This window comes from Flavobacterium crocinum (assembly GCF_003122385.1).
In the GTDB taxonomy this organism is placed as follows: domain Bacteria; phylum Bacteroidota; class Bacteroidia; order Flavobacteriales; family Flavobacteriaceae; genus Flavobacterium; species Flavobacterium crocinum.
Window position 1 is genome coordinate 206,709 of the sequence record NZ_CP029255.1, and the last position, 19,800, is coordinate 226,508.

Annotated in this window: 18 protein-coding genes and 1 tRNA gene; 10 read left to right on the forward strand and 9 right to left on the reverse strand. The window is 34.3% G+C overall.

Features of this window, described 5'->3' with window-relative positions; all coding sequences use genetic code 11:
- Positions 1–72 precede the first annotated feature (72 nt).
- Positions 73–1,017 carry a thioredoxin-disulfide reductase gene (gene trxB, locus HYN56_RS01015; RefSeq protein WP_109190488.1) on the reverse strand — a complete coding sequence of 315 codons (945 nt, stop codon included), beginning with the start codon at positions 1,015–1,017 and terminating at the stop codon, positions 73–75.
- A gap of 177 nt (positions 1,018–1,194) precedes the next feature.
- Between trxB and HYN56_RS01020 the strand changes: the two genes are divergently transcribed.
- Positions 1,195–1,269, forward strand: a tRNA-Pro gene (locus tag HYN56_RS01020).
- 170 nt (positions 1,270–1,439) lie between these two features.
- Here the strand turns inward: HYN56_RS01020 and HYN56_RS01025 are convergent.
- Positions 1,440–3,608 carry a pectate lyase family protein gene (locus tag HYN56_RS01025; RefSeq protein WP_109190489.1) on the reverse strand — a complete coding sequence of 723 codons (2,169 nt, stop codon included), beginning with the start codon at positions 3,606–3,608 and terminating at the stop codon, positions 1,440–1,442.
- A gap of 574 nt (positions 3,609–4,182) precedes the next feature.
- Here HYN56_RS01025 and HYN56_RS01030 point away from each other — a divergent pair.
- From HYN56_RS01030 to HYN56_RS01055, 6 genes are all read left to right on the forward strand, one after another.
- Positions 4,183–4,950 (forward strand): ParA family protein, encoded by a 768-nt coding sequence (locus tag HYN56_RS01030; RefSeq protein WP_091496335.1) that lies wholly within the window; start codon positions 4,183–4,185, stop codon positions 4,948–4,950.
- Positions 4,951–4,955: 5 nt separating this feature from the next.
- A complete protein-coding gene (locus tag HYN56_RS01035) occupies positions 4,956–5,858 on the forward strand; it encodes a ParB/RepB/Spo0J family partition protein (RefSeq protein WP_109190490.1) in 903 nt (300 codons plus the stop codon).
- Positions 5,858–6,427, forward strand: coding sequence for a DUF5683 domain-containing protein (locus HYN56_RS01040; protein ID WP_109190491.1), 570 nt, complete (start codon positions 5,858–5,860; stop codon positions 6,425–6,427). The genes HYN56_RS01035 and HYN56_RS01040 overlap by 1 nt, the downstream gene beginning before the upstream one ends.
- Before the next feature lie 39 nt (positions 6,428–6,466).
- Positions 6,467–7,168, forward strand: coding sequence for a 4-hydroxy-tetrahydrodipicolinate reductase (gene dapB / locus HYN56_RS01045; RefSeq protein WP_109190492.1), 702 nt, complete (start codon positions 6,467–6,469; stop codon positions 7,166–7,168).
- 54 nt (positions 7,169–7,222) lie between these two features.
- Positions 7,223–8,776 carry a signal peptidase I gene (gene lepB, locus HYN56_RS01050; RefSeq protein WP_109190493.1) on the forward strand — a complete coding sequence of 518 codons (1,554 nt, stop codon included), beginning with the start codon at positions 7,223–7,225 and terminating at the stop codon, positions 8,774–8,776.
- Positions 8,777–8,868: 92 nt separating this feature from the next.
- Entirely contained in the window at positions 8,869–9,483 is a 615-nt protein-coding gene (locus HYN56_RS01055; protein ID WP_109190494.1) for a WbqC family protein, read from the forward strand.
- On the opposite strand, the gene HYN56_RS01060 is transcribed toward HYN56_RS01055, so the two are convergent.
- From HYN56_RS01060 to HYN56_RS01085, 6 genes are all read right to left on the reverse strand, one after another.
- The gene (locus tag HYN56_RS01060) at positions 9,480–10,532 is read right to left on the reverse strand and encodes an endonuclease/exonuclease/phosphatase family protein (protein ID WP_167398260.1); all 1,053 of its coding nucleotides are present in this window, start codon (positions 10,530–10,532) and stop codon (positions 9,480–9,482) included. The genes HYN56_RS01055 and HYN56_RS01060 overlap by 4 nt on opposite strands.
- Before the next feature lie 17 nt (positions 10,533–10,549).
- The gene (locus HYN56_RS01065) at positions 10,550–11,413 is read right to left on the reverse strand and encodes a rhomboid family intramembrane serine protease (RefSeq protein ID WP_109190495.1); all 864 of its coding nucleotides are present in this window, start codon (positions 11,411–11,413) and stop codon (positions 10,550–10,552) included.
- A 43-nt stretch (positions 11,414–11,456) separates the two neighbouring features.
- The gene (locus tag HYN56_RS01070; RefSeq protein WP_109190496.1) at positions 11,457–12,206 is read right to left on the reverse strand and encodes a rhomboid family intramembrane serine protease; all 750 of its coding nucleotides are present in this window, start codon (positions 12,204–12,206) and stop codon (positions 11,457–11,459) included.
- On the reverse strand, positions 12,203–14,158 hold the full coding sequence (gene mutL, locus HYN56_RS01075; RefSeq protein WP_109190497.1) for a DNA mismatch repair endonuclease MutL: 1,956 nt from the start codon (positions 14,156–14,158) through the stop codon (positions 12,203–12,205). Before mutL ends, HYN56_RS01070 begins: the two co-directional genes overlap by 4 nt.
- 166 nt (positions 14,159–14,324) lie before the next feature.
- The gene (gene ribH, locus HYN56_RS01080) at positions 14,325–14,897 is read right to left on the reverse strand and encodes a 6,7-dimethyl-8-ribityllumazine synthase (RefSeq protein ID WP_109190498.1); all 573 of its coding nucleotides are present in this window, start codon (positions 14,895–14,897) and stop codon (positions 14,325–14,327) included.
- An 81-nt stretch (positions 14,898–14,978) separates the two neighbouring features.
- Positions 14,979–15,758, reverse strand: a complete 780-nt coding sequence (locus tag HYN56_RS01085) for a tetratricopeptide repeat protein (protein ID WP_109190499.1) — start codon at positions 15,756–15,758, stop codon at positions 14,979–14,981.
- A 242-nt stretch (positions 15,759–16,000) separates the two neighbouring features.
- On the opposite strand from HYN56_RS01085, the gene recF reads away from it, so the two are divergent.
- From recF to HYN56_RS01100, 3 genes are all read left to right on the forward strand, one after another.
- The gene (gene recF / locus HYN56_RS01090) at positions 16,001–17,080 is read left to right on the forward strand and encodes a DNA replication/repair protein RecF (protein WP_109190500.1); all 1,080 of its coding nucleotides are present in this window, start codon (positions 16,001–16,003) and stop codon (positions 17,078–17,080) included.
- A gap of 122 nt (positions 17,081–17,202) precedes the next feature.
- Positions 17,203–17,877 carry a DUF2461 domain-containing protein gene (locus HYN56_RS01095; protein WP_109190501.1) on the forward strand — a complete coding sequence of 225 codons (675 nt, stop codon included), beginning with the start codon at positions 17,203–17,205 and terminating at the stop codon, positions 17,875–17,877.
- Positions 17,878–17,966: 89 nt separating this feature from the next.
- The gene (locus HYN56_RS01100) at positions 17,967–19,016 is read left to right on the forward strand and encodes a glycosyltransferase (protein WP_109190502.1); all 1,050 of its coding nucleotides are present in this window, start codon (positions 17,967–17,969) and stop codon (positions 19,014–19,016) included.
- Between the two features lie 3 nt (positions 19,017–19,019).
- Here HYN56_RS01100 and HYN56_RS01105 read toward each other — a convergent pair whose 3' ends face one another.
- Positions 19,020–19,742, reverse strand: coding sequence for a hypothetical protein (locus tag HYN56_RS01105; RefSeq protein ID WP_109190503.1), 723 nt, complete (start codon positions 19,740–19,742; stop codon positions 19,020–19,022).
- Positions 19,743–19,800: the final 58 nt, after the last annotated feature.

Genomic DNA, 19,800 nt, shown 5'->3' on the forward strand with positions numbered 1-19,800 from the left:
GATCGGAGCTTTTATTTTATAATTTTCAGACTGAAAACTATCCAACTGAAAACTGAACACTATAATGGTTTATTATTTAGAAGCCAAATATCTTTCAGCATCCAATGCAGCCATACATCCAGTTCCTGCAGCAGTAATTGCCTGACGGTACACATGGTCTGCAGCATCACCTGCTACGAAAACACCACCAACATTTGTTTTAGATGTACCCGGAGTATTTACAATGTAACCAGTTTCATCAAGAGTGATGTAATCTTTGAAGATATCTGTGTTTGGTTTGTGTCCAATTGCCACGAAGAAACCGGTTGCAGGAATTTCGATTGTTTCACCACTAGTTTTGTTTAAAGCTTTAATAGCATGAACTACATTGTTATCTCCTAAAACTTCAACAGTATCATGGTTCATTAAAATCTCGATATTTTCAGTTTTACGAACACGCTCTTCCATAATTTTAGAAGCTCTGAATTTTTCGCTTCTTACCAACATCGTTACTTTTTTACAAAGTTTAGATAAGTAATGTGCTTCTTCACAAGCAGAATCTCCAGCTCCAACAATTACAACATCCTGATTTCTGTAGAAGAAACCATCACAAACCGCACATGCAGAAACTCCTCCACCCATATTTAAATAGTGTTGTTCTGATGGCAATCCTAAATATTTAGCTGAAGCACCTGTAGAAATAATTACAGTTTCACAGTGCAACTCGATAGAATCATTAATCCAAACTTTATGAATATCTCCGGAAAAATCAACTTTTGTAGCCCATCCGTCACGAATATCAGCACCAAAACGTTTTGCTTGTTCTTGTAACTGAATCATCATTTCCGGACCTGTAACTCCATCAACATAACCAGGAAAGTTCTCAACTTCATTAGTTGTGGTCAACTGACCACCAGGTTGCATTCCTTGGTATAATACTGGATTCATATTTGCTCTGGCCGCATAAATCGCCGCAGTATAGCCCGCAGGACCAGAACCTATAATAAGGCATTTAATTTTTTCAATTGTATTTGACATAGTATCTATAGTTTTTTTGAGTTGCAAATGTAAACTTTATTATAAAAAATTAGGGTTAAAATAAATCCTAAATAACTATGTCAAAATAAGTTTTATTTATTTTCATTTTTTCCTTTTGTAAATGAAATTTATTTATATCTTTGCATCCGCTTTCGGGCAGTATTACAAATACATCTTCGGGGTGTAGCGTAGCCCGGTTATCGCGCCTGCTTTGGGAGCAGGAGGCCGCAGGTTCGAATCCTGCCACCCCGACAAAAGCCGAACAGAAATGTTCGGCTTTTTTGTTTTAATTCCAACTTCTATGTTTTTCGGATCAATACATAACATAGCCCGTGGTTTCAACCACGGGAAACGTATCGTTATATTATAATGTACTTCTGTGGTTGAAACCACGGGCTCTATTTAAAAAACCATATCTTAATCTATTTATCCATTTTAATGTAAACAGGATAAGATTCATTATTTGGCAAAGTAAATTCTTCATCATAAGGCTGAATACCTTCACCATTATTATATGAAATCACACGTTTTGCACCGGTTGCAGTACTTCCACCAGTACTGTTTATTACATTTTGGATATTACCTGGTCCTGCAAAACGGGTAATGCACATTTTTTCCAATTTTACATTTGGGCTATTAGGAGCTTCAAAACCATTTTTCTTATTCACTTTTCCATCAGTTCCTGTAAAAACAGCATAAGATCCCATTCCAATACTACGATGTTCTTTTACTGTATTAGCCACCTTGAATGCGGCATAACCCTCAACCCTTCCATTCTGACTACTCCAACTTGCCTGATTTGGAGCATCATATGGAGGTTCGTTCTGAAAGAAAAAAGTTCTGCCACGTTCTCCGAGCCATAAAACCTCATATTCCTGATAGTGCTCTGTAAACAATCCATATAACGTAACATCGTTTCCGGTAACTATAAGTCCGTTTTTACACCTGTCTCTTGTCCAACGTGCATCGCCACCTTTCTGCGAACCGTGATCAGCACGCCATAACCAGAAATGATCTCCAACCACATTATTACTATTAATCTGCATAGAAACCTGTATCTGAATATTCTTTGACTGAACCCCGCCTACTCTGCAGGTGATATCCGACAATAATATTGGATCTGCCGAATGATCTTTTTTTACTTCATCATTCCCAATTCTAACCTGATAAGTTGTACTATTAAATGAATCCATAAGAAGTCCGGCAATAATAATTCCGTCTTTATCATCAGCATAAATACATCCCCACGTATTCCTTTCTGTCGGCTCCAGTGTTACCGAAGCAATACCGGCACCAAGAAGTATAGCCTCTTTTCTGTTTACCTGAATGGGAGCATTCAATGCATAATGTCCGGGAGTGAAAAATATATTTTTACCCGCTTTTAATGCTGCATTAATTTCCACATCTGTATCTCCTTCTTTACTAACATACCAATTGGTAAGCAAATCCTGAATCTCCCCTTTTCCCATATCCGTTGACGACCATGAAACTCCTACTCTCTCTTTCTGCCAAGCCGGAACAAAAACTTTATATTCCCCATCATCACCTATAAACAAGAAAGGTTTCTCCCTGATAATTGGTGTAGTTGCAATTGGCGAATTGACATCATCAGCCTGGGGAGGGTTTATACAGCCCTGCCAAACCATATTATACGAACCGCCCATCGCTCCGGATCCCGAAGGAAAAACAGCATTCCTTGTGTACCATTGCTGCTGTCCTCCCCAGTTTGGCCTTGTTGAGGTATAGTGAGCATCAGCAATAAAACCTCCGCTTCCCCAAAAATTAGTATTTCCAATATCTGAAATATATTTTGAAGTACTTTCCAAAAGCATTCTTCGAGCGCTGGTGGACTGTGAAACTGTCCATGCAAAATCACGCATTACGGCAACATTTTCGATAGAACGCCAAAAAGTACAAGTAGCATTGGCACCTCCCGAAAGATGAGGTCTGGTAAATACAGCTCCTAGTTTTACTGCTGACGGCACTTTACCTAAACCTCCAATATGAGAATAAAACCCTAATTCTATCGAATTGGCTTCGACCGAAGAAGCCGAACCTGATCCACCGGAATCATACGTTTGATTCTTAACATTTGGTTTAAAATAATAGGCCTGTCGTTTTGTGGTCCATTCTCCATTTGCTCCTCCTAGACCAATTGCAGCAAATTGCGAATTAATTTCATTTCTTGCTGTTTCCGCCTTTTCATATTTTCTGTCATAGAAATAAACATTGTCGCCAAAAATTTGATTTTCCAGCGAAATAATAATAGTTACAGAACTCCGGGTGATTTTATAATAGTTCTCATACTTATTTTGATTAGGTTTGTTATCTGTAAATGTAAGTCTGGAAGTGGAACCAACCTCTACAAATTCTGATGCTAAGCGACTTCCTCCTCTTGTAATTACATAATTTCCTGAAGAACCAAAAGCTGCCCATGATAAAGTTATACTATGTTTGTTTTTGTTATAAACAATTTTACTCTCTATTTTTTCTTCCAGTTTTTTTTCATCAGAAAAATGAGGCGAAACAAAACTGCATAAAAACAGCAAAAATGCAAATGCTGTAACTGTTGAAATCGTTTTTTTACTCATAAGAATGCTCCTTTTTGTGGTTTGATAGTTTGTAATAACAGTAATTTTAAAGAAGCCCAAAATAGGAATAATCCTGAATCTAAAAGTCCGTTTTTAGTCTCTATTTTCTCATCAAAAACTATACAAAGTCCCGCTATTTAACTTATAATAACGGAAACAGACCACATACAAGAGATTTCATACTTTTTCAAATGGGATTTTTATCTGTGATTATTTATTTTAAGAAAAAATCCACTATTCTAAGATTTATATCTAAATTGAAAAAACCGAGTTAAGAGAATCTTCTGAAAGTTTTTTTTTAAAACAAACATTAATTGCACACCAAATAGAATTTGAAATCTTCAAGCAAAAAATCAGTACAAAAAACTCTTCCAATTTTACAAACTTGCCGGAACTGACAAAAAAACAGATACAAACAGAACGAATCTTCGTTAATATTTTCAATAGAAAACAAAATAAATTTCTGTAAACACCCACCAAACAACGGATAACCAAACTTTCTTAAATGTTAACAAAATAGATTTTCAAAAACCATAAATAATTGTATTTTTACGGTTCAAAATTCAGAAAATAAATGGGCAAAATCATTGCTATTGCTAATCAAAAAGGAGGCGTTGGAAAGACTACTACATCAGTAAATCTTGCAGCGGCGTTAGGTGTTCTAGAAAAAAAAGTATTATTAATTGATGCTGATCCTCAAGCCAATGCTACATCTGGTCTTGGAATTGATGTAGAAACAGTTGAAACTGGAACTTATCAAATTCTTGAGCATACCGTAACACCAAAAGAAGCCATTTTAAAATGTACAGCTCCAAACGTAGATGTGATCCCTGCTCACATTGACCTTGTTGCGATCGAAATTGAATTGGTTGACAAAGAAAACCGTGAGTATATGCTTAAAAAAGCATTAGAAGAGGCGAAACAAGAATATGATTACATCATTATCGACTGCGCGCCATCTCTTGGTTTGTTAACCCTGAATGCTTTAACTGCATCAGATTCAGTAGTTATTCCTATTCAATGTGAATATTTTGCACTTGAAGGATTAGGAAAATTATTGAACACAATTAAGAGTATTCAAAAAATACACAATCCTGATCTTGACATCGAAGGGTTACTATTAACTATGTACGATTCAAGATTACGTTTATCTAATCAGGTTGTTGAAGAGGTTCAAAAACACTTTAACGACATGGTATTTGACACTGTAATTCAGCGAAATGTAAAATTAAGTGAAGCTCCAAGTTTTGGTGAAAGTATCATTAATTATGATGCAACCAGTAAAGGTGCTGTAAACTACATTCATTTAGCTCAGGAAATTATAAAGAAAAACAGTAAATAGTTTTTATGACAAAAGTAATTAAAAAACAAGCCTTAGGAAGAGGATTATCTGCCTTATTAAAAGATCCGGAAAACGACATTCAATCAGTAGAAGACAAAAATGCTGATAAGGTTGTTGGAAATATCATTGAACTTGAGATAAGTGCCATTGAAATAAATCCGTTTCAGCCTAGAAGCAATTTTAATGAAGAATCTTTACGCGAATTAGCCACTTCTATTAAAGAACTTGGTGTAATTCAACCTATTACTGTTCGTAAATTAGATTTCAATAAATATCAGTTAATCTCAGGAGAACGTCGTCTTCGTGCTTCTAAATTAGTAGGACTGGCAACTGTCCCTGCTTATATAAGAATTGCAAACGATAACGAATCCTTGGTAATGGCACTGGTTGAAAACATTCAGCGTCATGACTTAGACCCAATTGAGATTGCACTTTCATACCAGCGTTTAATTGACGAAATCCAATTAACTCAGGAACAAATGAGTGAAAGAGTTGGAAAAAAACGTTCAACAATTGCAAATTACTTGCGTCTTTTAAAACTAGACCCAATTATTCAAACTGGTATTCGTGACGGTTTTATCAGTATGGGACACGGTCGTGCAATTATTAATATCGACGACTTAGAAGCTCAGACAGATATTTACCAAAAAATTGTAAGTCAGAATTTATCTGTTCGTGAGACAGAAGCTTTGGTAAAAAATTATCACGAAGGTGTTCCGGCAAAAGCAGAGGGAAAACCAAAAGCAGATTCTGCATTTCAAGTGAGAGAAACTCAAAAAAATACTTTCAACGATTATTTTGGTTCGAAAGTTGATATAAAAGTCGCAGGTAACGGTAAAGGAAAAATCACAATTCCTTTCAATTCCGAGGCCGACTTTAACAGAATTATAAAATTAATAAACGGATAGTGAATAAAATTGTCCCCATTGGTCTATTGTTCTTTCTAACAGGAACCGTTTCTCTTTTTGCCCAGGTAAAAAAAGACACGGTTTTGGTCGTAAAAGACACCACTGCATTACAAGAAATAGACCCCCTTACACCAGCAAAAGCAGCGTTTTATTCTGCTATTTTACCTGGTTTAGGTCAAGCATACAACAAAAGATACTGGAAAATCCCATTGGTTTACGGAGCAATTGGAACCAGTTTGTATTTCTACATAGATAACAATAAAAAATACCACGATTATCGAGACGAATACAAACGAAGACTCGAAGGCTATGGCCCAGGAACTGGTGGCAAATACGATTTTCTTGACAACAGCCGACTTATAGCTGGACAGAAATTTTACCAAAGAAACAGAGATTTATCTGCTTTGTTTGTTGTTGGCTTTTATGTTCTTAATATAATAGATGCCAACGTTGACGCCGCTTTGATTCAGTTTAACGTAAACGAGAGACTATCAATGCGTCCTGAAATTTATCCCGCCGATGTAACATTTAAACCAAACGTCGGACTAACCTTTAATTATACATTTTAATAGATTCAATTCTATTTAAAAAACAAAAAAATAATCATAATGAAAATTGCGCTTTTAGGATACGGAAAAATGGGTAAAGTAATTGAAAGAATTGCTTTAGAAAGAGGTCATGAAATAGTTTTAAAAAAGGATGAATTTAACACCTATGACGGACTTTCAACAGCCGATGTTGCCATAGATTTCAGTGTTCCATCAGCTGCGGTAAGCAACATTTCTGCTGCTTTCAATGCCAATGTACCTGTAGTTTCAGGCACAACAGGATGGCTAGAACATTATGACGAAATGATTGCACTTTGCAACGAGAAAAAAGGAGGTTTTATTTCAAGTTCTAACTTTAGTTTGGGAGTAAATATCTTTTTTGGACTGAATGAATATCTGGCAAAAATCATGAAGCAATTTGATTCTTATAAAGTTTCAATGGAAGAAATTCATCACATTCACAAACTGGATGCACCAAGCGGTACAGCGATTTCTCTTGCTCAGGGCGTTATTGAAAACAGCAACTATTCTGAATGGACATTAGAAGAAGCAAAAAACAATCAAATTCATATCGAGGCAAAAAGAATTGGAGAAGTTCCAGGTACACATACTGTAAACTACGATTCAGCTATTGACAGCATCGAAATTAAACACACCGCTCACAATCGTGAAGGATTTGCACTTGGAGCTGTTATCGCTGCTGAATGGCTTGCAGGAAAACAAGGAATTTTCAGCATGAAAGATGTTTTAAACTTACAATAAATTGATAAAAATCAGGATACTTTAACCTGAATTTGAAACTTAAAATACATTATTATGACACTTTACTCTTGGTTCGTATTTTTCTTAGCTGTACAGATCATTCATTTTCTTGGCACATGGAAACTGTATCAGGCAGCGGGAAGAAAAAGCTGGGAAGCTGCTGTTCCGGTATACAACTCGATTGTTTTAATGAAAATTATTGGACGCCCTACCTGGTGGACATTATTACTTTTTATTCCAATTATCAACCTGATTATGTTCCCGGTTGTTTGGGTAGAAACCTTAAGAACATTTAACAAAAGATCTACTTTAGACACCATTTTAGGACTTTTTACTCTGGGATTTTACATCTATTATGTAAATTACACCCAAAAATTAGAGTATCGCAAGGATCGTAGCTTAACTCCTGAAAACAAAACGGCAGATACCGTAAGCTCATTACTTTTTGCAATTATCGTTGCCACTTTAGTACACACTTATGTTGTACAACCTTATACAATTCCGACTTCATCTTTAGAAAAATCTTTGCTGATTGGTGATTTCCTTTTTGTAAGCAAAATAAACTACGGCCCAAGAGTCCCTATGACAACGGTAGCATTACCAATGGTTCACGACTCTATTCCTTTAACTAAGAGAAAATCTTACTTAAGCTGGCCTCAATTGCCTTATTTCAGACTTCCTGCTATTCAAAAAATAAAAAGATGTGACATTGTTGTCTTTAACTGGCCTGTCGATACAGTTCATTATTTCTTTGAACCAAAAGGAAGACCAGGTGTAATCAAGCCTATCGACAAAAAATCAAACTATGTAAAAAGATGTGTAGGTATTCCTGGAGATAGTTTATCTATAAAAGATGGATATGTATTCATTAACGGACAAAAATTAGTTCTTCCTGAAAGAGCAAAACCACAATATTCTTATTCTGTAGCACTGGACGGAAAAACTCCAATCGATTTTGAAAGTTTATTCAAAGAATTAGACATCACAGATGCAGCTGGCTTTACATCAGAAAAAAGAGATACACTTTATTTAGGTGCATTAACTGAAGCTGGTGCAGAAAGATTCAAAAACACTCCTGGTGTTACTGCAGTAATTCGTAAAATTGACAGAACAAATGACAATAGAATTTTCCCGCATATCAATAAATGGAGTCAGGACAATATGGGACCAATCTATATTCCTGAGGCTGGAAAAACGGTTGCTTTAAACAATGAATCGCTTCCATTTTACAAAGAAATCATCACAAATTACGAAGGAAATAAATTAGAGCTACAAGGTTCTAAGTTTATAATAAACGGGAAACCTGCGACAACTTATACCTTCAAACAAAATTATTACTGGATGATGGGAGATAACCGCCATAACTCTGAAGACAGTCGTTACTGGGGTTATGTTCCGGAAAATCATATTGTTGGAAAACCGGTATTCATCTGGATGAGCTGGGATACTAACGGAAAAGGCATCAACAAAATTCGCTGGAGCAGAGTTTTCACTACTGTCGATGGCGAAGGTCAGCCGCAATCTTACTTTAAATATTTCTTAATTGCTCTTGCCCTATATTTCGTTGGAGATTTTGTCTGGAGAAAAAGAAGAGAAAATAAAGCATAATTAAAAAAAAGTTATTTTTGCCTCAGGTTTCAAGTTTCACGTTCTTAACGTTAACTTGAAACCTGAAACATTTAAACCTGAAACAAAACAAAATGAATTCCTTAATACTTCCTACTTATTTTCCTTCTATTAGTCATTTTGCTGTAATTGCACAATCTGACAAAATTACTTTTGAAATGGAAGATAATTTTCAGAAACAGACTAATAGAAACAGAACCTATATCTATAGTCCAAACGGAATTCAATTATTAAATATTCCCGTTAAGCATTCAAAAGAAGCACATCAAAAAACAAAAGACATTTTGATTGAAAATGAATTTGACTGGCAAAAACAGCATTTTAAGTCTTTAGAAGCTGCTTACAGAAGCTCTCCTTTTTTCGAATACTTTGAAGATGATATCGTTCCTGTTTTTGAGAAAAAACACTCTTTTTTAATGGATTTAAATTTCGAAGTTTTAGACATTGTAACAAAATGTCTTCGCATGAAATTTGAATTCGGAAAAACAACTGAATATTTCCACGAAACACCTGATTTTGCTGATTTCAGATATTTAGCAAATGGAAAAAAAGATGCTAATTCTTTTGAAAAATATACTCAGGTTTTTGATGACAAACATGGATTCATTAATAATTTAAGTGTTTTGGATTTACTTTTTAATGAAGGTAAATTCTCGATGGATTATTTAAAGACTCAAAAATTAATCTAAAATTGATCTATTGAAAGTCTGGTCATGATAGGATAATGATCTGAATTTTCGAAATCAGAAAAACTCTCAAAATGTTTTACTTTCATTTTAGAATCTGTAAAAATGTAGTCAATTCGGGCAGGATAATATTTAAATTTATAAGTCGCTCCAAAGCCTTCTCCTGCCTCTTCAAAAGCATCTTTAAGTTTTCCTTTGATACTTCTGTACACATAAGAAAATGGACTGTTATTCATGTCTCCACAAATAATTATTGGGTATTTACATTTTTTAATATGTTCCTTAAAAATTTCCGCCTGCTCTTGTTGCTGTGTAAACCCTTTACTGATCCTGGCATAAATTCGTTGTGATTTCTTCTGGTTTACATTGTCAATATCATCCGAAATTTCGCTTACATCCGGAGATATCTTAATGGACTGTAAATGCATGTTATAAACACGAATAACATCTTTTCCACGTTTAATATCGGCATAAACAACATTGTTATCCGACTTCGGAAAAACAATCTTTCCTTCGTCGATAATAGGAAACTTCGAAAAAATAGCCTGACCTGTTTTTATTTTCTTCCCATCTATAAAAATATAACGGTGCGGATATACTTTTAAATCCAAATGCGCCGAATTAGAATATTCCTGAATACATAAAATATCAGGATCTTTTTCGTCTATAAAAGTTTTAATATTTGCAGGAATATCATCACGATCCAGCCATTTAAAAACATTGAAAAGACGTACGTTATAACTCATTACAGAAAAATCCTTTTCGTCCTTCACATATTCTTTAGCTGAAAATTTATAGAATTTACTAATAAATGTGATTCCGGTAAGCAAAACCAAACCGGACAAAATAAGGCGTTTTTTAAACTGAATTCCCCAGTAGATAAAAAACAGTCCATTAGCAACAAAAAAGGCCGGCATAAACAGAGTAAGCACCGATAAAAGCGGAAAGCTCTTAGGTGCTAAAAACGGAAGAATATAGACGCTAAATGTAAGCACAGTCAGGACTATATTCAAAAAGAACATTATTTTATTAAACCAAGAAAGGTTTTTCATATTTATTTCCTACAAGTTTATTTTCCAGCTTTAAATAAAAACTCTTTTTCTTCTTTAGTCAGACAATCATAACCAGACTGGCTGATCTTATCTAAAATCTCATCAATTTGCTGTTGTGTTTTGTCTTTCGTAACAATTCTTGATGTAGATTTTTCTGTAGGTTTTTTGTAATTTTTATGAACTTTTTTAAATGGGGTCTTTGGGGATTTTCTAAAAAGATTAACAAAGAAATCTAATGTTTTAGAAACGATGATACTCAAATCGGTACCATTTTGTAGTAGTTTAATATAAATAAAGCCAAACAAAGCACCTGCAAGATGCGAAATATGTCCGCCGGTATTTCCAAGGCGAAACTGCATTAAATCTAAAACTAAAATTACAGCGGTAATATGCCAGAGTTTTACATTTCCGAATAAAAACAGCCGAACATTCATTAACGGAGAATAAGTTGTTGCGGCAACTAAAATTGCCATTATAGCCGCCGATGCACCAACTATTGAAGCTGCAGTTCCTAATACATAAAAACTCAAAGCAAAAACAATCCCTGAGAAAATGGCACTTAAAAGATACAATCCCAAATATTGTTTTTGAGTAAAATAGGTTAAAAAAAGCTGACTGGCAAAATTAAGCACCATCATATTAAATAACAGGTGAAGAAATCCGTCGTGAAAAAAAGCATATGTTAAAAAAGTCCAAGGCTTAAACATAAAAACCTGCGGATCTGATGATAAAGCAATCCAGTTCGGAAAATCAAAAAGACCAATTGAAAATTGATAGAAAAATATCAAAGAAACAATAAAGCACGCAATGTTCCAATACATAACACGCATAGCTATACCTCCCAATCTATATTGTAATTTTAAATCGTCCAGGATATTCATAGAAACTTCTTTTGGTTTTAGAATTTAAACTTAAAGTTAAAAATTAATTCCAACGGTTGTTATTAAACTGATTTTTTTTCCAGTACCACATCATTAAAAAACCGGTAATTGCACCTCCAACGTGCGCAAAATGTGCAATTCCTGTACCGCCACCGCCAAAGAGCGAAGTTCCTTTTACTCCTAAAAACAAATCAATTAACAGAAGCCCCGGAACGAAGTATTTTGCTTTTATAGGAATTGGAATAAACATCAAAGCCAATTCAGCATTAGGAAACATAAAAGCAAAAGCAGTAAGCAAACCGTAAATAGCACCAGAAGCTCCCACAACAGTCCCTATATAAGCACTTGTAAAACCTTCAAACTGGGCCGGATTTACCAAAGTCTGCCATCTGGTATCTATTTTTCCCTGACTTAAAATATTTAAGATATCCGCTTTATGATAACCATTTGCCGTCAAAATATTAATTGTATCTTCAAAAAAGTAATAATTTACCGCCGTATGAAGCAACGCCGAACCTAAACCGCATGAGATGTAAAAAAACAAAAACTTTTTACCTCCCCAAAAATGTTCTAAAGCCGATCCAAAAGAAACCAATGCAAACATATTAAATGCAATATGCATAATCCCGCCATGCATAAACATATGAGTAATAGGTTGCCAAACCTGGAAACTTGGATTTTCAGGAAAAAACATTGCCAAATATTCATAAGAGATTGGCACTAACTGAGAACCAATAAAAAATATAATATTAATAATTAGCAGTTGTTTAACCACTGGAGTCATATTCATCATAAAGCAAATTTTTTATCTATATCTTCCACACGCATGGTAATGAAAGTAGGTTTTTGAAAAGGTGAAATATTTGGATCTTTACAAGCAAACAAACCGTTCACTAAATTATCTTGTTCTTTTTCGGTTAAATAAGATCCTGTTTTAACCGCTAAACTTTTAGCCATCGATTTGGCAATAGTATCATTTTGACTGTAACTATTTGCCGGAATTCCATCTTGCAAATCACTCAATAATTGTTCGATTACCAGAGACACTTCACTTTCTGTGATATTAACTGGAATTCCCGATACTACTAAATGCTCTGTTTTTGAATCATCAAAAACAAATCCGGTTGTTTCCAGAGACGGTTTTAACTCTTCAATTTGTTTCATTTCTGATGCCGAGTAAAACAAATCTAAAGGAAAAAGCAATTGCTGACTCGACGCTTGATTTACAGTCATATTTAACAAAAACTGCTCATATAAAATACGTTGATGTGCACGCTGCTGATCCACAATGATCATTCCTGATTTAATTGGCGAAACAATATATTTTTTATGAATCTGATACGTTTTTTGAGTAGCTTGTTCTACTTCATCATCATTAAACAAAGAAGAAGTCACTTCTTCATTTTCGAATGTAAAAGGAGAACTTTCTATACTTTCAGGACTCTCGGTATCTAAACCAACATACAAACTTTCCCAGCTTGCCGTTGGCTCTACTCTTTTAGAATATCCGGAATAAGAAGAACCTGAACCTGAACTTGATCCAGAACCCGAATAGGAAGACGACGAAGATCCAGAACTAAAACTTCCGGAACCTGATCCTGAACCCGATTTAGTATAATGCTGATTGGTTTTATCATCTGTAAAAGGATTAAATGTACCATCAACCTGAATGGTTGGAATTCCTACTTCTACATCTTTATAATGATAGGGCGTATCTAAATTGGCATCGCGATCAAAATCTAAAACCGGAGCAACATTAAACTGCCCTAAACTATGTTTGATCGAAGCTCTCAAAATAGCATACAGAGCCGATTCGTCATCAAACTTAATTTCTGTTTTAGTTGGATGAATATTAATATCGATTGTATTTGGCGGAACCTGCAGATATAAGAAATAACTTGGTTGCGAACCGTCTTTCAACAATCCTTCATAAGCCGCCATAACCGCATGATGCAAATAACCACTTTTTATGAAACGATCGTTTACAAAAAAGAACTGTTCTCCCCTGTTTTTCTTCGCAAATTCAGGTTTGCAAACAAATCCCTGAATATTAATAATGTCAGTATCTTCATTTACCGGAACCAGTTTTTCATTGGTTTTACCAGACATAATCCCTACAATTCTCTGACGGTAACCTGCAGCGGGAAGATTATACATCTCACTTCCGTTATGATAAAAACTAAAATGAATATTAGGATGTGCCAATGCTACACGTTGAAATTCATCCATAACATGACGGAATTCAACTGTATCTGACTTTAAGAAATTACGGCGCGCCGGAATATTGTAAAATAAATTTTTAACAGCAAATGAAGTTCCCTTTGGCAAAACGGCTACTTCTTGCGAAACAAATTTACTTCCTTCGATTACGATATGCGTTCCTAACTCATCCTGTTCTTGTTTGGTTTTCATTTCCATGTGCGCAATCGCCGCAATAGAAGCCAAAGCTTCTCCACGAAAACCTTTTGTTCCAAGCGAAAACAAATCCTCCGCCTGACGGATTTTGGAAGTTGCGTGACGGGCAAAACATAAACGGGCATCGGTAACGGTCATTCCAACACCATTATCGATAACCTGCACCAGCGATTTACCGGCATCTTTTATAATCAATTTAATGTCAGTTGCTTTGGCATCAACAGCATTTTCTAACAATTCTTTTACAACTGAAGCGGGTCTTTGAACCACCTCTCCAGCAGCAATTTGGTTAGCAACGTGATCAGGAAGCAATTGAATAATACTCGACATTAAGCAAAAATAGTTTTAAAGTTTTAGATTAGTTTTTATAAACCAAGAAGTACAAATTTAGTGAATTTTGATTGTCTTTTGGAAGAAGAGGTATCATAAAAAAAACAAAAAAACCTATACCATTATGACACAGTACAGGTTTAAATATTTTTAAAACAAAAGTGTTTTATTCGTTCTCTATTTTTCTTGGAGAATCTTCAATTTGAAGTGCACCCGAAGTCAGCAACGGCTGATTAAAAGCGTGTGATATTGAAGCCTGTTGACGAATGTAAGCCATCTTGATTGCTGCAATCGCCGCTTCAGTTCCTTTATTCCCATGAACTCCGCCACTTCTGTCAATTGATTGTTGCATATTATTATCTGTTAAAACACAGAAAATAACCGGAATATCCGTTTGAACATTTAAGTCTTTGATTCCTTGCGTAACGCCTTCACAAACAAAGTCAAAATGTTTGGTTTCTCCCTGAATAACACATCCAATTACGATTACGGCATCAACATTCTGAGTCTGAAGCATTTTTTTTGCTCCGTAAATTAATTCAAAACTTCCAGGAACATTCCAACGGATAATTTGCTGAGCAGGAACATCACAATCAATTAAAGCATCAAAAGCACCATTATAAAGTCCTTCTGTTATAGTATCATTCCACTCAGAAACAACAATCCCAAATCGAAAGTCTTTCGCATTTGGGATTGTGTTTTTATCGTATTCTGATAGATTTTTATTTTCAGTAGCCATCTGTAATATTTTAGATTTTTGATTTTCGAATTTAGATTCTTAACTACAAATCTACAATCTTAAATCTAAAGTCTAAAATTTTTATTGCGCTAATCCAATCAAAGCATCAACAAATGCAGCTTCCGGAGCACTATCGTAGTTATCTTTAATATCGTTAAAATATTTCAGTGCCTCTTCTTTTTGTCCTAAAGCCAGCGCTGTTTTTCCAGCTTTTAACAAGAAACGAGGAGTAGTAAAATCGTTTTTGTTAGACTCTGCAGCTTTTATATAATAAGACAAAGCTTCTTTTTGATTGTTTTTTTGAGAATAAGCATCTCCTGTGGCACCTTTAGCCAAAGCACTTAAGATTGCGTCTTCAGATTTAAATTCACCTAAATATTTAATAGCTTCGTCAAATTTACCTGTATTTAGGTAAGCCATACCAGCATAATAGTTTGCTAAATTTCCTGCATCTGTTCCGGAATATTCGTCAGCGATTTTAATAAATCCGAATTTACCTTCTGAACCGTTTAATGATAATTTAAATAATGAATCGCTGGAAACTCCATTTACTGCTTTTTCAAAGTTTTGTTGTGCAACAAACATTTCACTTGCAGCTTCTTCTTGTTTAGGAGTCGCAATGAATTTTTGGTAAGCCAAATATCCAATTGTAGCAACAGCAATACCAGCCACTAAACCAATAATGATTTTTTGATTTTTAGCCACCCAATCCTCAGTTTTTGAAGCCGTCTCATCTAACTTTGAAAAAACTCCAGCTGTAGTACTGTCTTTTTCGTCAATAATCACTTGTTGTTCTTCAGTAACCTCTTTAACTTCCTTTTCTTTTGGTGTCTTATATCCTCTTTTATTGTAAGTTGCCATTTAAAATTTATTTAGTGAACGGCAAAAATAAAATTTTTATTGAAACTGAGGTAAAAAATTTCAATTTTATCACTATTTTAAAAAGAAATATTTTTGCCTTTCGATAGTACTTTTGCAAAAGTGGTAAAATAAATTAGTCCCAAACATTCCCAAAGCCAATTATATCGATAATTTTCGGTAATTTGCACCCTCAAATTTTTACTGTTCAAAAACAGTAATTTTTATACCCGGAGTCTCTGAAAATGCATCTTAACAAAATTTCTTTATTCAATTACAAAAACTTTTCTGAAGCAAGTTTTGATTTCGACATCAAAATCAATTGTTTCGTGGGTAAAAACGGCATCGGAAAAACCAATGTCCTGGACGCTATTTATCATTTGGCTTACGGAAAAAGTTATTTTAACCCGCTGGCGGTTCAAAATATCAAACATGGCGAAGAGTTTTTTGTTATTGATGCCGAACTCGAAAAAAACGAGAGAACAGAACAAATTGTCTGCAGTTTAAAAAAAGGACAAAAGAAGGTTTTAAAAAGAAATGGAAAAGCCTACGATAAATTCTCTGATCATATTGGATTTATTCCGTTAGTAATTATTTCGCCTGCCGACAGGGATTTAATTATTGAAGGAAGCGAAACACGTCGTAAATTTATGGACAGTGTGATCTCGCAATTAGATTCAACATACCTGCATCAGCTTATTCAATATCAAAAAGTGATTGTACAGCGAAATGCACTTTTAAAATATTTTGCTCTCAACCATACTTTTGACAATGATACCTTATCTATATATAATGAACAATTGAATGAATACGGAAAATCGATTTTTGAAAAACGAAAAACTTTCTTAGAACAATTTATACCTATATTTAATGTACACCATCAAACGATAACAGGATCGGAAGAATCTGTACAATTGGTGTACGAAAGTCATTTGTTTGAAAAAGATTTACTAACACTTTTACAGGAAAACATCAATAAAGATCGAGCGCTGCATTACACCACGGTTGGAATCCATAAAGACGATTTATCTTTTGAAATCGATTCGCATCCGATAAAAAAATTCGGATCGCAGGGACAACAGAAATCTTTTTTGATTGCTTTAAAACTGGCGCAATTTGAATTTCTGAAAAAACAGAGTGGCGTTAAACCTATTTTATTGTTTGATGATATTTTTGACAAACTGGACGAAACGCGCGTTGCCAAAATTGTAGAAATGGTAAACAGCGAAACCTTTGGACAGCTCTTTATTTCTGATACACATCCTGAAAGAACAGAAGCGATTGTAAAATCGACGCATCAAACATATAAGATATTTAATCTTTAATTTCTTCATTTCTGAAAATTGATCTAATTTGTATCAGCTTTTAGGACTAATCCCAAAACAGAAATCATTAAATTAGCCTGAATTAAACTTAAAAAATAACGCAATAAATAATATTAAGGAATATGTTAGCGAAAGAATCATTGCAATTTTTAGACGATTTAAAAAAGAACAACAACAGGGAATGGTTTCAGGACAATAAAAAACGTTATGAAATTTTCAAGAAAGATTATCATCAACTAGTAAGTGACTTTCTGGATGCTATGAAACCGCTTGATCCTTCTTTAGAATTATTGGAAGTTAAAAATTGTACTTTCAGAATCAATCGTGATATTCGCTTTTCAAAAGACAAATCTCCTTATAAAGCACATTTAGGAGTTTGGCTTTCAGCAGGAGCTAAAGGCGCCAATCGTGCGGGTTATTATGTTCACATCGAAAAAGGAGCCAGTTTTATTGCCGGCGGATTTTATTCTCCAGAACCAGAAGACCTGAAAAAAGTCCGTAAGGAAATTGCTTTTTTCTACGATGATTTAGAAGAAATCCTAAACAACAAAGATTTCAAAAAGGAATTTGGAAGCTTAGATATAAACGAAAACAATTCACTAAAAAGCATGCCTCGAGGTTACGAAAAAGACCACCCTGCAATGGAGTTTTTAAAACTGAAAAGTTTTACAGCAACTCAACCTTATGATATTGCTGAAGTAACTCAGAAAGATTTCGTTTCTAAAATGAGTAAAAAACTAATTGCTCTAAAACCTTTGAATCATTTTATTAATCGTGCTTTAGAAACTGAGGAATAAAAAAGATAATAGCCCCGAATTCATGAATTTATTTTTTTTCGTTAAACTGATTTGTATTAATTCGTGAATTCGGGGCAAAAAATACCTAAATGAAAAGAAAGATACTTTTTCTTGGAGAATCTTACCGCGCTGATGCCATAACCTGGATGAAGGGTTTAAAAGAATTTGGCGATTTTGAAATTATTACCTGGGAACTTCAAACTTCAAACAGTCAAAGATTTAAACGTATTTTTGAGTATCTCTTCTCTCCTATTGCTATTCGAAAAATCATCAAAAGAGAAAAACCAGACATGGTAATTGCAGAAAGAACTACGAGCTATGGTTTTCTTGCAGCACTATCAGGATCTAAAACTATCGCCATTGCCCAACAAGGCAGAACCGATTTATGGCCCGAAGAATCTAAATTGTATCCATTTAAGAAATTCATCCAGAAACAGGCTTTCAAAAAAGCACATTTAATTCATGCCTGGGGACCTGTAATGGCAATTCACATGAAAACAACCGGAGTTAATATGGACAAAGTCTTAATACTTCCGAAAGGAATTGATTTATCTCTTTTTACACCGTCAACAAACAATTCCAATAAAATTGAAGCGATTGTAACACGTTCGTTAATGCCAGAATATCGTCATGATTCTATTTTAAAAGCATTCGCCCTTTTACATCAAAAAGGAATTGATTTTTCACTTACAATTGTTGGAGACGGAACAAGACTAGAATATTTAAAAGATTTAACTACAGCACTTCAAATAGAAAATAAAGTAATTTTTACTGGAAGAATTCCGAATACAGAACTTCCAAAACTACTACAGCAATCAAACATTTATATTAGCATGCCAACGACTGAAGGTGTTTCGGCATCTCTGTTTGAGGCAATGGCATGTAATTGTTATCCCGTAGTTTCAGACATTCCCGGAAATCAAAGTTGGATTACGCATCGTGAAAACGGACAATTGATTGAAGTTGATAATATTGAAATGCTGACCAAAGAATTGATTTGGTCTTTTGAAAATCCTGAGCTTAGAAATCAAGCCATTATTCGAAACAGAAAATTTGTAGAAGAAAATGCTAATTATGATATTAACATGAAGGTTATTTCGGGAAAGTATCATGAGTTACTGGATTCTCGAAACAGTTAACTCTTATTTTGGATAAGCCAAAGAAACTTTTTTACTCACAGCATTATAAACTACATAGTGATAGTTTTCATTTTCTCTTAAAAGAAAGACATTTCCATAGCTTTCGTCTTTAGAAAACACAATTTTATAATTAGATAAATTAATCTGCCCTTTTTTGTCTTTACAAGATCTTACAATTTCTTCTGATTGATCTGCATTTGTATTATCCCAAACATAATCATAAGATCTCCACTCTTTACCAAAAGAATTCAGCATTTGTGTATAAAGCATCCTATCTCTATCTTCTTGCAAATTACCACTACTAGGAATTAATCGAACTGCATCACCTTCTTTATAAATATAAAAAACACCTAAATCTTTACTATTATTTTCCTTTTGTGTTCTTAGATTGCCACAGTAAAACCCAACAAAACGCACATTTTGAACGATCATCTGTATATGGTCATTATCAACCATTCTGTAAGAACCTGAAGTATAAACAGAGCATCCATTAGGGCATATCATTGGCTCACCACATGAAAATGTACCATCTAAACTAAATGTTATACTACGTCCTTCACTTGGTTGTTTTTCTTTCATTAAAGAATATTCAAAAACATTAGAATAACCAATTATATCCTTTGTACTCCATTCTCCTTCAATGTTAACAACCTGTGCCGAAACTGACAATGGTAAAATCAATCCTAAAAAGAGCAAAATCTTATTCTTACGGAAAATTTCAGTCATAATTATAGTATTATAATTCTTTCAAACTTACAAAAGAAATCAATTTGTCTTTTGAATT